The sequence below is a fragment of the Streptomyces sp. NPDC021749 genome, from assembly GCF_040640655.1.
Taxonomy (GTDB): Bacteria; Actinomycetota; Actinomycetes; order Streptomycetales; family Streptomycetaceae; genus Streptomyces.
In genome coordinates this window covers 18,778-32,136 of record NZ_JBFACE010000029.1, presented here as the reverse complement: position 1 = coordinate 32,136, position 13,359 = coordinate 18,778, and the positions used below count along the sequence as shown (strand labels likewise).

Annotated in this window: 14 protein-coding genes and 1 pseudogene; 7 read left to right on the top strand and 8 right to left on the bottom strand. The window is 73.1% G+C overall.

Features of this window, described 5'->3' with window-relative positions; all coding sequences use genetic code 11:
* Positions 1 to 55: 55 nt before the first annotated feature.
* The 5 genes from AB0G35_RS25560 to AB0G35_RS25540 form a co-directional block, all read right to left on the bottom strand.
* Positions 56 to 475 carry an Asp23/Gls24 family envelope stress response protein gene (locus AB0G35_RS25560; protein ID WP_360954097.1) on the bottom strand — a complete coding sequence of 140 codons (420 nt, stop codon included), beginning with the start codon at positions 473 to 475 and terminating at the stop codon, positions 56 to 58.
* A 230-nt stretch (positions 476 to 705) separates the two neighbouring features.
* Positions 706 to 2,547, bottom strand: coding sequence for an alkaline phosphatase family protein (locus tag AB0G35_RS25555; protein ID WP_360953897.1), 1,842 nt, complete (start codon positions 2,545 to 2,547; stop codon positions 706 to 708).
* 169 nt (positions 2,548 to 2,716) lie between these two features.
* On the bottom strand, positions 2,717 to 3,976 hold the full coding sequence (gene efeB, locus AB0G35_RS25550; protein ID WP_360953894.1) for an iron uptake transporter deferrochelatase/peroxidase subunit: 1,260 nt from the start codon (positions 3,974 to 3,976) through the stop codon (positions 2,717 to 2,719).
* A gap of 5 nt (positions 3,977 to 3,981) precedes the next feature.
* On the bottom strand, positions 3,982 to 5,172 hold the full coding sequence (locus AB0G35_RS25545; RefSeq protein ID WP_360953891.1) for an EfeM/EfeO family lipoprotein: 1,191 nt from the start codon (positions 5,170 to 5,172) through the stop codon (positions 3,982 to 3,984).
* A gap of 159 nt (positions 5,173 to 5,331) precedes the next feature.
* Positions 5,332 to 6,192, bottom strand: coding sequence for a helix-turn-helix transcriptional regulator (locus AB0G35_RS25540; RefSeq protein WP_360953888.1), 861 nt, complete (start codon positions 6,190 to 6,192; stop codon positions 5,332 to 5,334).
* Positions 6,193 to 6,279: 87 nt separating this feature from the next.
* On the opposite strand from AB0G35_RS25540, the gene AB0G35_RS25535 reads away from it, so the two are divergent.
* The 6 genes from AB0G35_RS25535 (at position 6,280) to AB0G35_RS25510 (ending at position 10,298) form a co-directional block, all read left to right on the top strand.
* Positions 6,280 to 7,158, top strand: a complete 879-nt coding sequence (locus AB0G35_RS25535) for an SDR family oxidoreductase (protein ID WP_360953885.1) — start codon at positions 6,280 to 6,282, stop codon at positions 7,156 to 7,158.
* A 226-nt stretch (positions 7,159 to 7,384) separates the two neighbouring features.
* Complete coding sequence (locus tag AB0G35_RS25530) at positions 7,385 to 7,840, top strand: VOC family protein (RefSeq protein WP_360953882.1); 456 nt, start codon at positions 7,385 to 7,387, stop codon at positions 7,838 to 7,840.
* A gap of 311 nt (positions 7,841 to 8,151) precedes the next feature.
* Complete coding sequence (locus AB0G35_RS25525) at positions 8,152 to 8,289, top strand: hypothetical protein (RefSeq protein WP_360953879.1); 138 nt, start codon at positions 8,152 to 8,154, stop codon at positions 8,287 to 8,289.
* A 128-nt stretch (positions 8,290 to 8,417) separates the two neighbouring features.
* On the top strand, positions 8,418 to 8,642 hold the full coding sequence (locus AB0G35_RS25520; protein WP_360953876.1) for a DUF6191 domain-containing protein: 225 nt from the start codon (positions 8,418 to 8,420) through the stop codon (positions 8,640 to 8,642).
* A complete protein-coding gene (locus tag AB0G35_RS25515; RefSeq protein WP_360953873.1) occupies positions 8,639 to 9,148 on the top strand; it encodes a DUF3995 domain-containing protein in 510 nt (169 codons plus the stop codon). The genes AB0G35_RS25520 and AB0G35_RS25515 overlap by 4 nt, the downstream gene beginning before the upstream one ends.
* Before the next feature lie 490 nt (positions 9,149 to 9,638).
* Entirely contained in the window at positions 9,639 to 10,298 is a 660-nt protein-coding gene (locus tag AB0G35_RS25510) for a helix-turn-helix domain-containing protein (RefSeq protein WP_360953870.1), read from the top strand.
* A 76-nt stretch (positions 10,299 to 10,374) separates the two neighbouring features.
* On the opposite strand, the gene AB0G35_RS25505 is transcribed toward AB0G35_RS25510, so the two are convergent.
* Positions 10,375 to 11,037, bottom strand: a complete 663-nt coding sequence (locus AB0G35_RS25505) for a DUF6214 family protein (protein WP_360954094.1) — start codon at positions 11,035 to 11,037, stop codon at positions 10,375 to 10,377.
* Positions 11,038 to 11,079: 42 nt separating this feature from the next.
* A pseudogene (locus AB0G35_RS25500) lies at positions 11,080 to 11,232 on the bottom strand (DUF6214 family protein); the annotation flags it as partial.
* Positions 11,233 to 11,593: 361 nt separating this feature from the next.
* On the opposite strand from AB0G35_RS25500, the gene AB0G35_RS25495 reads away from it, so the two are divergent.
* A complete protein-coding gene (locus AB0G35_RS25495) occupies positions 11,594 to 12,964 on the top strand; it encodes an FAD-dependent oxidoreductase (RefSeq protein WP_360953867.1) in 1,371 nt (456 codons plus the stop codon).
* Between the two features lie 18 nt (positions 12,965 to 12,982).
* On the opposite strand, the gene AB0G35_RS25490 is transcribed toward AB0G35_RS25495, so the two are convergent.
* A complete protein-coding gene (locus AB0G35_RS25490) occupies positions 12,983 to 13,354 on the bottom strand; it encodes a helix-turn-helix domain-containing protein (protein ID WP_360953864.1) in 372 nt (123 codons plus the stop codon).
* Between the last annotated feature and the right edge of the window lie 5 nt (positions 13,355 to 13,359).

The following is a 13,359-nucleotide window of genomic DNA, read 5'->3' as shown; positions in this document are numbered from 1 at the left end:
GGGCCGGATCGCACCCGCCGGGCCCGTCCCGGGCCCGGCGGGGCCTCATCCGCGGCTACCGGACCCGCTCGGTGGTCTCCTCCTCTTCCTCTTCGGGGAGTTTCACGTCGCTGACCGCGATGTTGACCTCCACGACCTCAAGACCGGTCATCCGCTCGACCGCGGCGATGACCTGCTCGCGGACCGACCGTCCGACGTCCGGGATCACCTCGCCGTAGTCGACGATGACGTCCAGGTCGATGGCCGTCTGCTTCTCGCCGACCTCGACCCTGACCCCGTGGGTGCCGGCCGATCCTCCGCCGGGCACCCGCTTGCGCAGCTCGCCCATGGACCGCGCGAACCCGCTGCCCAGGGCGTGCACACCGACCACCTCACCGGCCGTCAGATAAGCGATCTTCGCCACCACGCCGTCGGCGATGGTCGTCCGCCCGAGGGTCCCGGCGTTCCGCGACCCGTGCTCGGTGACCTCGGTCATCCCGCTCACACCCCTCGCTCCGTCGCCTGTGCTTCGTGCCGTGCGCTCCCGTACGGAGAAAAGCGTTGGCCCTCTCTTCACGCTAGAGCCCGGCAGATGAGGCCGCCTCTCCTCCTTTGCCGTACCGGCAACCGGAATTGTCCCCGTGCGACGGCGGACGCCCCGGTGACCGTGTCCGGCCGGACGCGGTCACCGGGGCGGTCTCCTCCGGTGTCAGGTGGCCCTGTGGGTCAGGCAGCCCCGTGGGTCCGGCGGCGGCGCAGCGCCAGGACGGTGCCGGTCGCGCCGGCCGCCACCACCGCCGCGCCGATCGCCGCCGGGAGCACGGGGAACGCCGGGGAGTCGGTGGCCGAGGCGGTGTTCTGCAGGGCCGGGCCCGGGTCGATGGTGGTCGCGACCGGGGCGACGGGCCGGATCGGGCCGACCGACCTGACCGAGCCGTCCTTGTCGAGCAGCACCTGCTTGTTGTTGGGGTGCCGGAAGTCGAACATGCCCTTCAGGGAGCCGGCCCGGGTGTCGAAGGCGGCGTCGCCGATCCGCCCGGTGTGCCAGTTGTCCTCGATGAACTTGATGAGGGAGGTCTGCTCGGTGCGGGTGTGGTCGATCTTGTTGACCTTGCTGTACGGGGAGATCACCAGGAGCGGCTGCCGGGTGCCGGGGCCGCAGCGGTCCGCGTAGCCGCCGGCGGCCGCGGGGCCCGCCTGGCAGGCCGGGCTGTCGGTGGCCTTGCCGTTGGAGCCGGTCGAGGTGTCCTTGGAGCCGTTGCGCGGCTTCACGTAGGCGTGGTCGTACCAGCCGTCGGAGTCGTCGTAGGCGACGACGACGGCGGTGTCCTTCCACTGCGGCGACTGCTGGATGCGGTTGATCCGGTCGACGAGGAAGTGCTGTTCGTCGACCGGGTCGGAGTAACCGGCGTGACCGTCCTGGTACGCGGGGGCCTTGACGAAGCTGACCGCCGGCAGCTTGCCCGCCTTCAGGGCGGCGTCGAAGTCGGTCAGGTCGTAGTTGTGGTTGGCCGGCCCGGCGTGACCGATCTCGTCGACGCTCTTCGGCGGCAGGTGGTGCGGGTTCGCGGTGGACCGGTAGTACTGGAACGGCGCGTGGTGCGGGCTGTAGTCGACGACCGCAGCGCCCCCGACGTTGGCGTGGGTGGTGCCGCCGCACTTCGCGTAGTGGCCGTCCTGGCCGTCCCACGGGGTGCTGGGCCGGAAGCCGCCCTGGAACCAACCCCAGCTGACGTGCCGCGCGGTGAGCAGGTCGCCGATGTTGCGGCCCTGCATCGCGGCGACCGCGTTCTTGCCGGTGTGGTCCTTGTTGGAGCAGTCGTCGTACGCCGGGTCGGGGTCGTTGACGATCGTGCCGACGCCGTGCGCGTCGGGCGACTGCACGGCGTGCGGATCGGGCTTGTCGGTCTGCCGCGGGTGCTCCGTACCGGAGGCCGGGTCCATGGAGACGACGCCGTGGGTCTGCCCGGAGACCAGGTTGAGGGCCCCGGGGGTGGACGGGCCGTACGTGGTGCTGAAGGAGCGGTCGTTGAGGGCGTAGTGCTGGGCGTAGTTCCACAGCCCGGTGACGGTGTTGCCGTCGTAGTAGTCCATCACCAGTCCGGGCTCGCCGAAGAGGCCGCCGGAGCATTTGCCCGAGTCGGTGTTCTGGACGAACCGGTCGGCCTTCCCGCCGTTGTACGCGTACTGCTCGGGCCCGTAGTCGTGGTTCTGGTCGCAGGTCATGGCCTGCTGCGGGGTGAGCCGCTTGGGCGCGTACTGGTTGGGGTTGTGCTTGAGCAGACCGGCGGTGCGCAGGTTGTCGATGTCCCGGGGCGTGCGCGGGGACGGCGTGAAGCGGGTGCCGTCGGTGTTCGCGGCCTTGGGGTACGTCGCGAAGTAGTGGTCGAACGAGATGTTCTCGTCGAAGAGCACGACCACGTGCTTGATGGGGGTGGCCGTACGGGAGGGGGCGGGCTGGTGCCCGGCGGCCCAGGACGGCACCCCGGTGCCCAGGACGGTGAGGGCCGCGGCGCCCGCAAGGGCTCCCAGGCCCCGTATCGCCGCTCGTCTTCCCCTGCTTGCCATGCTCGTTACATCCTTCGGACGGGGACGTGGTGGTGCTGTACGCCCGGATGCTCGGCCGGGCGGGCAGCGGCTCGGCAGAGCCATGATGACGGGCGGGTGAACACTGAGTCAGGTAAGCCGGGCCAAAGCTTGACCGGGTGTTGACCCTTTGCGGCCGGCGGGGCGTCGGTCAGGTGAGCAGGGCCCGGCCGTACCAGTCCGAGGCGTCGCGGACGCCGGGCAGTGCGTAGAAGTACCCGCCGCCGAACGGGGTGAGGTAGTCCGTCAGCGGTTCGCCGGCGAGCCGGTGCTGCACGGCCTCGAACTGGGCGGCCACATCCCGCTGGTAACAGCAGAACAGCAGGCCCATGTCGAGGTTGCCGTTGCGGTCCACCCCCTGGTCGTAGTTGTAGGAGCGGCGCAGGATCCGCTGGCCGTCGGTGTCCGCGGTGCGCGGGTTGGCCAGCCGGATGTGGCTGTCCAGGGGGATGACGTCGCCCTTGGGGTCGCCGGGGTAGTGCGGGACGTCGTGTTCGTGGTTGCCGTCCAGGGGCGCCCCGGTCTCACGGTTGCGGCCGAACATCCGCTCCTGTTCGGTCAGCGACACCCGGTCCCAGAACTCCACCAGCATCCGGATCAGCCGCACCACCTGGTAGCTGCCGCCGGCCGCCCAGGCCGGTTCACCGGAGTCCCGGCCGGCCCAGACCAGCCGGTCCATCTCCCGGACGGACCCGGCGTCCGGGTTGGCCGTGCCGTCCTTGAAGCCCATGAGGTTGCGGGAGGTGCCGGAGGGGCGGGGCGGGCTGCTGAAGCCGTCCATCCGCCAGCGCACCTGCATGCCGCCCCGGGTGTGCCGGGCGATGTCCCGCAGGGCGTGCAGCACGGTGTCGGTGTCGTCGGCGCACAGTTGGAGGCTCAGATCGCCGTGGCACCACTCGGGCCGGAGGTCGTCGTCGGGGAAGGTCGGCATGGCCGTGAGGCGGCGCGGTGCGTGGCCGTGCAGTCCGAACCGGTCGTCGAAGAGGGACGCGCCCACACCGACCGTCACCGTCAGTGCGCCGGCGGGCGGCAGTGGTCCGAGGATGCCGGAGCCGGCGGGCGGGCCGGTGATTCCGGGGTCCGCCGGTGTGCCGCCGCCGGTCAGGAACCGGGCCCGGGCGGTGAGGGTGCGCAGCAGCTCGGCCAGCTCACCGCGGTCGCCGGCGGTGACGTCGAACGCCGTGAAGGCCGTGACCCGGCGGGTCGGGGCGAGCACCGAGGACTGGTGCGGACCGTGGAACGGCACCGGGGGTGCGGTCGTGATCCCGAGCGCGGAGCCGGGCACCGGCACCGTGACGTCGTTCTGCGGCGAACCCTGTGCGGGCGCCGCCCCGCCGGCCGCCAGCCCGGCCCCGGCGAGGGCCGCGCCGCGCAGGAACCCCCGTCTCCCGACTCCGTTCACGCCGCTCATCCCGCTCACACCGTCCTGCGCGCGTCGCACAGCGTCGCCACCGACGCCAGCCGTTCCACCAGGTCTCCCAGCACCGCGTCGGTACGCTCCCGCTGCCGGCGGTCCAGTCGGTCCAGCGGCGTCCAGCGCCCGTCCCGGTGGAAGCCGTCGAGCACTTTCCCTGCCCGGTCCAACCGGCGTTCCAGCGCGGGGAGTTCGGGGTAGCGGGTGACGAGCAGAGGGCGGAGCCGGGCGAGCACGGCACGGGTGCCGTCGAGGTTGGCGCGGGCGGTGGCGAGGTTGCTGCCGCTGCCGTAGTCGGTCCGTCCGGTCAGCTCGAACTGGAGGGTGTTCTCCAGGATCTCGTGGGCCCGCAGGCCGAGGTCCGCCGGTTCCATCCGGGCCTCGGCCCAGTCGTCCCGCAGCGTCTTGACGGCATCGGCGAGTGCGGTGGCCGGCCCGCGCAGGGAGTCGGTGGACCGTCCGTGCCACAGCCCGTACTCGATCCGGTGGAAGCCGGTGAAGGCCGGGTCGCGGACGCCGTCCGGCAGGCCGGCGGTGGTGCCGTTGATCTTCCCGTCCGCCTCGCCGAACGCCCCGTAGGCCGCCCCCAGCCGTTCGTAGGCGAGGTGCGCGGACAGCCAGGCGTCCTCGGCCGCCGCGCGGTCGCCGTCCGCCAGGGCGTCCCGCAGCCGCCCGGTCCTGCCGACGAGACCGTCCAGGCCCTTGGCGACCCACTTCTGGTAGGCGAGCGCCGGGGGGATCAGATCGTGCTCGGTGACCGGGGCCGCCGCGGGGCCGGCCGGGCCGCCGCCCGCGATCCGCACCGTCGGCCCGGTGACCGCGTTCGCGTCGTCCGGCAGGCACATGAAGGCGTACGCGCCCCGGCCCAGCCGGACCCGCAACTGGCGGGTGGTGCCGGGCCCGATGCCCTCCACCTCGCCGTGGACCGAGCCGTCGGCGGGGTTCTTGAGGTAGACCTCGGCGGCGGTGTCGGAGGTGTTGTGCAGGTCGAAGACCTGGAAGCCGGGGCGCGGATGCCGCCATCCGCGGCCGCACCCACCGGGCGACACCTCGATGCGGGTGTGCGGCAGTCCGTCCGGTGCGGCGCGTCCCGCCCCCGCGTCGTCGGCCCCGCCCACCAGCGCCAGTCCGGCCACCAGCCCGCCGACGACCAGTACGGCACCGACGGCCCTGGTCCGCGCGGTGGCTCTCATGCTGCTCCTGGCCTTCTCCTGGTCCGGTCCGGGTCCACCCGACGGCGCCCGCCCCCATGCTAGGCAGCGCTCCGCCTCCGAACACCCCTTCTCCCGGACCGGCTCCGAGAGTTTCCCGTCAGTTCACCGCACGGACGCTCCGCCACCGCCGTCGGCCGGTCAGCCGGGCACCTCCAGGCGCTGCGTGCCGACGACCGACAGCAGCCGCATCGCCTCTTCCGACGGCGAGCCGGGGGCGGCGGTGTAGATGACGACGCGTTGGTCCCGGTCGGCGATGTCCAGGACGTCGCAGCGGACGGACACCGGGCCGACGAGGGGGTGCTCGAAGGTCTTGCAGAGGGTGGGACGGTCGGTGACGTCGTGCGCGGCCCAGAGCCGGGCGAACTCCTCGCTGCCGGCGAGGAGTTCCTCGACCAGACCGGTCACCTCCGGGTCGTGGGGGTAGCGGGCCGCGGCGGCCCGCAGGTGCTGGGCCGAGGTCCGGGCGAACTCGTCCGCGTCCGAGACGCCGTACAGCCGCCGGTGGTCCCGGTAGGGGCCGAGGAAGGTGCGCCGGACGAGGTTGCGGTCCCGGGGCGGGAGGGCCGAGAAGTCCTCCATCAGGGCGGCGGCCAGGTCGTTCCAGGCGAGGACCTCGTACGTCGCCGACATCACCAGCGCCGCGGCCTCCGGCAGCCGGTGCAGCAGGTCGACGATGCTCTGCCGCACCTCCCGCGACGGCCCGGGCGGGGGTCCTGGCGGGGCACCGGCGAGGTGGTGGAGGTGGTCGCGCTCGGCGTCCGACAGGCGCAGCGCGCGGGCGAGCTGGGCCAGCACCTCGCGGGAGGGGTGGGCGGCGCGGGCCTGCTCCAGGCGCGCGTAGTACTCGGTCGAGATGAACGCCAGTTGCGCCACCTCCTCGCGGCGCAGTCCCGGGGTGCGGCGGCGCGGCCCGGCGGGGAGTCCCACGTCGGCGGGGGTGATGCGTTCGCGTCTGCTGCGCAGGAAGTCACCAAGCTCACGTCGCACTCGTCGATCCATCCCCCCAGTGTGCGCGGGCGCCGCGGCCCCCATCCAGGTACTGCCGGTGCCTGGATGAGCACAGCCGCCGGACCCAGGCTCGTCGGCATGAACAACACACCGATCACCACCGCCCCCTCGGAGACCTGCGGAACCTCTGCGGCCTCCGGAACCTCTGCGGCCTCGGGGGCCTCTGCGTCTTCGGAGGCCTCTGCGGCCTCGGGGGCCTCCGGCCTGCTCGCCGGCAAGGTCGCCTTCCTCACCGGCGCCGGCCGCGGAATCGGCGCGGCAGCGGCACGGCTGTTCGCCCGGGAGGGCGCCCGGGTGCTCCTCGCGGCCCGTACGGAGAGCCAGCTCAAGGCGGTCACCGAGGAGATCCGGGCGGTCGGCGGCACCGCGGAGTACGTGGTGTGCGACCTGGCCGACCCGGCGAGCGTCCGGGCCGCCGTCGAGCGGTCCGTGGAGCTGTACGGCCGGCTCGACGTGGCCTTCAACAACGGCGCGACGGCGCAGCCGCCCGGCCCGATGGACCAGCTGTCGGAGGCCGATTTCGACCACGTCTGCGCCGTCAACTTCAAGGGCCCGTGGCTGGCCATGACCGCCGAGGTCGCCGCCATCCGCGCCACCGCCCGGCGCGGGGCCATCGTCAACACCTCCAGCGTCGGCGCCGTGATGGCCAACCCCTGGCTGCCCGCCTACGGGGCGGCGAAGCGGGCGGTCGACAGCCTCACCGCGTCGGCAGCCGCCACCTACGGCCCGGAAGGCATCCGCGTCAACGCCGTCGCGCCGGGCACCACGCTCACCGAGATGCTGCACGAGTGGGACGAGCGGACCCCCGGCATCATCGACCAGCTCAACGCCCAGACCCCGCTGGGCCGGGCCGCCGATCCGGAGGAGATCGCCCAGGCCGCCGCCTGGCTCCTCAGCGACCGCGCCTCCTACGTCACGGGCACCGTCCTCCGGGTCGACGGCGGCATGCGGGCCTGAACCGGCGCGGCGTCCATCCTCGACGGCCTGCGCCCCCGCGTTCCGACCTGATGCGGGGTCAGCCCGCCTGAGATGCGAAGCGGTTCAGGGACCGGCACCAAGGTCGGCAAGGTCACGACCATGACCGACACCCGGAGAGCCGGAGGCGCCGCGCTCCTTCTGCCGCTGAGCCAGGGCCTGTTGCGAAAGTGGATCGGCTGTCAGACCTGTCTGGGATGCTCCGGCCATGGAGATGACAGTGCAGCTGACGATCGACTGCTCCGATCCGCAGAGAATGGTGACTTTCTGGGCCGAGGCCCTGGGCTACGTGCCCGAGCCTCCGCCGGGCGGGCACGCCACGTGGCGTGCTTACTGGGCGGCGGTGGGGGTGCCCGAGGCGGAGTTGCCGGCCGGTGCCGGGGATATTCCCGAGTCGATCATCGATCCCGCGGGACGTGGGCCGAGGGTGTGGTTCCAGCAGGTTCCGGAGGCGAAGGCCGCCAAGAACCGGTGGCACTTCGACCTGAAGGTCGGTGGGGGCCGTGACGTCCCATGGGACGTCCGCACCCAGCGGGTCAAGGCTACGGTGGAACGGCTGGTCAAAGCCGGTGCCACCGTGCTGCGGGTCAAGGATGAGCCGGACATGGGGTTCTACGCCACCGCCATGCAGGACCCCGAGGGCAACGAATTCGACGTCGTCTGAGGGCCGTTGCGACGGCGCTGGTCACAGCCACTCGGTCACGGCTGCGACCAGCACCGTCGCCTCGTAGCGCACGGAGAGCTCGTCGTACCTCGTGGCCACTGCCCTGCGCCTTCGAGTCGGTTGGTCCGGCACGCGAACGCAACGCCCCGACGAGGAGCTGGCCCGGCCCGCGCGGCGGGCCGGGCGCTCGCTGCCCGTAGGAACGCCTCCGCCGTGCGGTGGATCTCCGTGGCGGCGCCTCCGCCGCACGGGGGAGGCGGATCATGCGCCGGCCCGATCCCCGGGCGCTGCGGATCCAGAACAGTGATCCCATGGCAATCAGCGAGATGAGCCCCACGACGGCGGCCGAGGGGACCGAGCGGTCCGTGCCCCCCGGGGCAGCGCGCATGGCCCGCGAGTTGGGAAGCCGGCCCTGTGGGGTGCCGTACGGCGCGGTGACGCTGCTGTGACGATGTGGCTGATGTCGTTCCCGGCGTTCGTGTGTCTGCTGGTCTTGTTCGCCCTGGTGGAGGGCGTGTGGCGAGGGTTCACGGGGCTGGGCTTGATCCCTTGGCTCCGTCGGCGCACGGGGCGGTCGTTGTCGAACACGGCCTTCGATGAATTCACGGCGGTCGTGAACGGGAACAAGACGGTGGAGCTGGAGCAGCGGCGGGTGGAGCTGCTGCGGCGGGACGACGAGAGCGACGGTGCGCCGCCTCGCTCCAGCATCGACCTGGCCAAGGGCACCGCGTTCATCGTGATGCCGCGGGAAGCGGGCAGCCCGTGCGCTGACGGGTGCGACACCGGTGAGGGCCGGCGGTGAGACGCCCACCGGAGGGAACGGACGCAGCACCGGCCACGCTGTGGGGGCGTCTCGCCTGCCTGTGGGCGACCGCGTTCGCCGGCTTGCACTTCTACTGGGCCGTCGGCGGTGATGCGGGGCTGAGCCTCTCCGCCGGTCCGCTGGCCACCGAGCGCCCGCTGTGGTTCGTCGTAGCCGGTTTGTGGGGCGTGGGCGTGCTCTGCCTCCTCGGCGCCCTGCTGGCGTGGCTGCTTGCCCGGCCCGGGCTCCAAGGTGTCCCCGCCCTGCTGGCAAGGTGGCTGGGACGGGGCGTCAGTGCCCTCCTGCTGGCCCGTGGCATCGGTATCGAGGTACTGCTGCTGACCGACTCAGCGCACCTGGACGCTTCCGTGAGCGCGGGACAGCGGGCCTGGACGCTGGTCCTGTGGAACCCCTGGTTCATCGCCGGAGGACTGGCCTTCGGCCTCGCCACCCTTCGGTCCCGCAGACATACCGACGCGGAACCGCCACCCCCGTCCCGGCACTGATCGCTGCGCCGGTCAGCCCACGGCACAACAGAAACCGGTAACGCCCGAGCAGGGATGTGCACGAGACGGTCGGATGAGTGAAGTGATCCACCGCCCGTCACTGAGGAACGTCATGGTGCTTCAGGGGCGCGCGGACAACCAGCCCGTCAGGGCTCGCGAGCGCTGACGGGCCCTTACCCCTGCGCACACGAAACCCTGCGCACACGAACGTGATCTGACGAGTCATCAGACGAGACGGCGACGAGTCGGCATGGGTATGATCAGAGCCGACCGGAGAGGGTTGAACCTGCGACGTGGCGTGCATCGGGGTTAACCCCATGACCTGGCACGACGCAGATCACGAGGCCAACTCCGCCCGCACCTGCGCCCGATTCGGGCGATCCCCCGCGTCGCCCGAATCAGGCAGCTCCCCGGATCCGCCCGAGGGGACGGACTTCCGGTGACCGTCTGAGTATATTGGCTCCCAGCCAGTCAACGCAGGAGTTACAGGATGTCCCCCCGCAGCGCATCGGTCAACGAAGAATTGCGGCGGCGCTCCCGCGAGCGGCTGTTGCAAGCGACGGTCGATCTGGTAGGGGAGCGCGGCTACGAGGCGACGACGCTCGGGGACATCGCCCAGCGGGCCGGGGCGGCGCGCGGGCTGATCTCGTACTACTTCCCGGGCAAGCGGCAGCTGTTGCAGTCCGCGGTGCACCGGCTGATGCACCTCACCCTGCAGGCGGCACTGGAACGCGAACCACGGCCCACCGGGCCGGACACGGGGCGGGAACTGCTGGCCCGGGCCATCGACGCGATCCTCGGACTGGCGCATGACAGGGCGCTGCTGATGCGTACGCACATGGCGGGGATCCTGACGGCCGAGGGGTTCATCCAGTGCCCCGAGCAGCAGCGGCTGGCGCAGTTGCTGCGGGAGACGGTCGTGGCGTACGGCTCCGCGGACCCGGACACCGACTATCCGCTGCTGCGGGCCCTGCTGATGGGCGCGGTGGTGCCGATGCTGCTGCCGGGCGCCCCGATGCCGCAGGCCCGGTTGCGGGCCGAGCTGTTCCAGCGGTACGGGCTGGACTGGGAGCTGGGCGTCCCGCCGGGCGAGGAGCCCGCCGCGGCGGCCCGGCCGCGCGCCAACTCGCCGCAGTTGACGAGCAATTGAGGCCGGCAGTTCGGAGGGAACGGGGCACGACCACGCCCCGGCCGTCCGAGATGCCGTCGGGACCTCCGCGAAGGGGTCAGCGCTTGTTGTGACGCGGCGTCAAGAGGCCCTCGTCGCGGGCGCCGGCGATCAGCCGCAGGGAACGCCGGCGGTTGCGTCCGGTGGCGAGCATGACGGCCAGCACCGGGTCGCGCCCCTCCCGCTGGGCCTGCCGGTAGGCGTCCGCGGCGAGTTTGCGGCGCTCGGCGACCCGTTTGCGGGCGAGCGGCGCCGAGCGGGGGCGCGCCTCGGCCCCGTCCGCCTGCGCCGCGACCTTGCCCGTCCCGTCCGCGGCCCGCTCCCCCGTCCCGGCGCACTCGCCCGCCGCGGCAGGCCCCTCCCCCGCTGCCTCAGCGCGCTCCCCGTCCTCGGGACCTGCCGCTTCTCCCCTGCCGGCCGCCTCCGCCGCCGCCTCCGTCTCCGCCGCTGTCTCCGCTTCCGCCGCCTCTTCCGCGTCGGCCGGCTGCCCGGCGGGCGGCGCCGACTGCCCGGCGGGCGGCGCCGGTGGTTCGGCGACCCGGGCGGGTCCCGTCATCGACCCCGTGGGGGCCGCCGGGCCGTTGGGCGGCCCTTCCGCCGTCGGGCCGGCCGGCGAGGCGCCCGTCCCGCCGGCGGTCCGGCCGGTCGGTGACGCGGCCGCAGCGTCGACCGGTGGACGCTGTGCCGGGCCCGTCGTGGGCGTGCCCGGCGGGCGGACCATCCGCTCCGGTGAGCCGGCGGCCGGGCCGGGCTGGCGGGGTGTCGGGCGGTGCTTCCGCGGGCGTCCGGTGGCCGCCCGGAACGCGTCGTCCAGGGGGCCCTCGATCCAGCGGGCCAGGTCGGCCAGGCCGTCCAGGGTGAGCGGCGGGTCGGCCCGTACGTCCTCGACGGTGATGTGATCGTCGGAGACCGTCACGAGGACGTCGATGCGGGCGCCGTCGGCGAACGTCAGCCGGGCGCTGCACCAGGGGCCCAGCGGGTCGAGCCGGGGGTCGGTCGGGCCGGCCGGCCCGTCCGGTGCGGCGGGCGTGCGCGCGGGCGCGGCCGAGCCGTGCGCCTGCAGCTCCCACGTGGGCCACCCCCGTGGCGCGCCCTGGGCTTCATATCGGTGATTAACGGTATAAAAGTCACTTTCCGACACATTGAAAACCTAGCCTCCAGCCCACCCGGCCCAGTAGCGCGGCACGCTCATCCCACCGGGAGCAACCCCGATAGCGCATCTCCCGTCGCGCGCTTGCGGGTGCGATCCTGGGGTTATCCCGCGAAAGGGGCCACTCGTGCTTCGTGTCGCAGTGATCGGTTCGGGACCCAGCGGCGTCTACACCGCCCAGTCCCTCGTCGAGCAGGAGGCCGTGCCGGACATCGAGGTCTACGTCCTGGACCGGCTGCCGTGCCCGTACGGCCTGGTGCGCTACGGCGTCGCACCCGACCACGAAAAGATCAAATCGCTGCAGAACAACCTGCGTACGGTGCTGGAGAACCCCCGGGTGCGCTTCGTGGGGAACGTGGAGGCGGGGGCTCCGGGGCTGGGGGTCGAGGAGCTGCGGGAGATCTTCGACGCGGTGGTGTTCTGCGTGGGCGCGGCCACCGACCGGCATCTGGGCATCCCCGGCGAGGACCTGCCCGGCAGCCATCCGGCGACCGAGTTCGTCGCCTGGTACAGCGCGCACCCGGACGCGGCCGCGAACCGCTTCGTCCTCACCGCCCGGTCGGCCGTCGTGATCGGGGTGGGGAACGTGGCGGTGGACGTGGCGCGAATGCTCTCGCGGGCGGCCGCCGAGCTGGCCGCCACCGACATGCCGCAGGGGCCCCTGGGCGCGCTCGCGGACAGCCGGGTCGAGGACGTGTGGATGGTGGGCCGACGCGGGCCCTCCCAGGCCAAGTTCACCACCAAGGAGCTGCGCGAGCTGGGGTCGCTGCCGGGTACGGAGGTGCTGGTGCGGCCGGAGGAGCTGGCGCTGGACCCGGCGTACGGCGACCCCGCGGGCCTGCCGGCGGTGGCCCGGCGCAACGTCGAGGTGCTGCGCGGCTGGGCGGAGCGGCCGGCCGGCAGTGGCGCTCCGGTGGGCCGGCGGCGCCGGATCCATCTGCGGTTCTTCCTGCGGCCGGTGGAGATCCTCGGGGACGCCGGCGGGGTGCGGGCCGTCCGGTTCGAGCGGACCGCGCCGGACGGGCGGGGCGGGGTCACCGGAACCGGCCGATTCGAGGAGATCGAGGGGCAGTTGGTGCTGCGTTCGGTCGGCTACCGGGGGACGCCGCAGCCGGGGCTGCCGTTCGACGAGGCGACCGGGACGGTGCCGCACTCCGCGGGGCGGGTGCTGCGGGACGGGGTGCCGCTGCCCGGTGTCTATGTGGCGGGCTGGATCAAGCGGGGCCCTACGGGGGTGATCGGCACGAACCGGCCGTGCGCCAAGGAGACCGCACAGTCGCTGCTGGCGGACGCGGCCGGTCTGGCGGGCCGGGCGTCGGCCGGGGACCCGGTGGCCGCGCTGGCCCGGGCGGGGCAGCAGCCGGTGCTGTGGCCGGGGTGGCTCGCCATCGAGGCCGCCGAGGCGGAATGGGGCCGGGGGCTGGGGCGCGGAACGGTCAAACTGCCGGACTGGTCCGGCCTGTTGGAGGCGGCCCGGGCGGCGGGCCTGACCCGCTGAGAGCGGGCGGGGCCGGCGTCAGCGTTCCCCGAGCCGGCGCTCCTGGAGGTCGGCGGCCCGCAGGACGTCGTCGATCAGGCCGGGGAAGAGCGCTTCCAGGTCGGCCGTGCGCAGCCCGTTCATCTTGGCCGTGCCCCGGTAGAACTGCTGGATCACGCCGTGCTCCCGCAGCACCCGGAAGTGGTGCGTACAGGTCGACTTGCTGACCGGGAGCTCGATGTCCGCGCAGCTCAGCTCGCCCTCGGCGGCGGCGAGCCGGCACACGATCCGCAGCCGCATCGGGTCGGCGAGGGCGTGCAGGACGTCGGCGAGCCGGATCTCCTCGCGGGCCGGGTGCGCGAGCGTGCGCGGTCCCGGCACGGCGCCCGGGGAAGTCGTATCGGTCGGCATCACGG

Bases quoted from the DNA above. Each gene is read 5' to 3' on its own strand.
- AB0G35_RS25555 (WP_360953897.1), bottom strand. From the start codon at position 2,547: ATGGCAAGCAGGGGAAGACGAGCGGCGATACGGGGCCTGGGAGCCCTT.
- AB0G35_RS25505 (WP_360954094.1), bottom strand. From the start codon at position 11,037: ATGGTCCGCCCGCCGGGCACGCCCACGACGGGCCCGGCACAGCGTCCA.
- efeB (WP_360953894.1), bottom strand. From the start codon at position 3,976: ATGAGCGGCGTGAACGGAGTCGGGAGACGGGGGTTCCTGCGCGGCGCG.
- AB0G35_RS25545 (WP_360953891.1), bottom strand. From the start codon at position 5,172: ATGAGAGCCACCGCGCGGACCAGGGCCGTCGGTGCCGTACTGGTCGTC.
- AB0G35_RS25530 (WP_360953882.1), top strand. From the start codon at position 7,385: ATGGAGATGACAGTGCAGCTGACGATCGACTGCTCCGATCCGCAGAGA.
- AB0G35_RS25560 (WP_360954097.1), bottom strand. From the start codon at position 475: ATGACCGAGGTCACCGAGCACGGGTCGCGGAACGCCGGGACCCTCGGG.
- AB0G35_RS25525 (WP_360953879.1), top strand. From the start codon at position 8,152: ATGGCAATCAGCGAGATGAGCCCCACGACGGCGGCCGAGGGGACCGAG.
- AB0G35_RS25535 (WP_360953885.1), top strand. From the start codon at position 6,280: ATGAACAACACACCGATCACCACCGCCCCCTCGGAGACCTGCGGAACC.
- AB0G35_RS25540 (WP_360953888.1), bottom strand. From the start codon at position 6,192: ATGGATCGACGAGTGCGACGTGAGCTTGGTGACTTCCTGCGCAGCAGA.
- AB0G35_RS25490 (WP_360953864.1), bottom strand. From the start codon at position 13,354: ATGCCGACCGATACGACTTCCCCGGGCGCCGTGCCGGGACCGCGCACG.
- AB0G35_RS25510 (WP_360953870.1), top strand. From the start codon at position 9,639: ATGTCCCCCCGCAGCGCATCGGTCAACGAAGAATTGCGGCGGCGCTCC.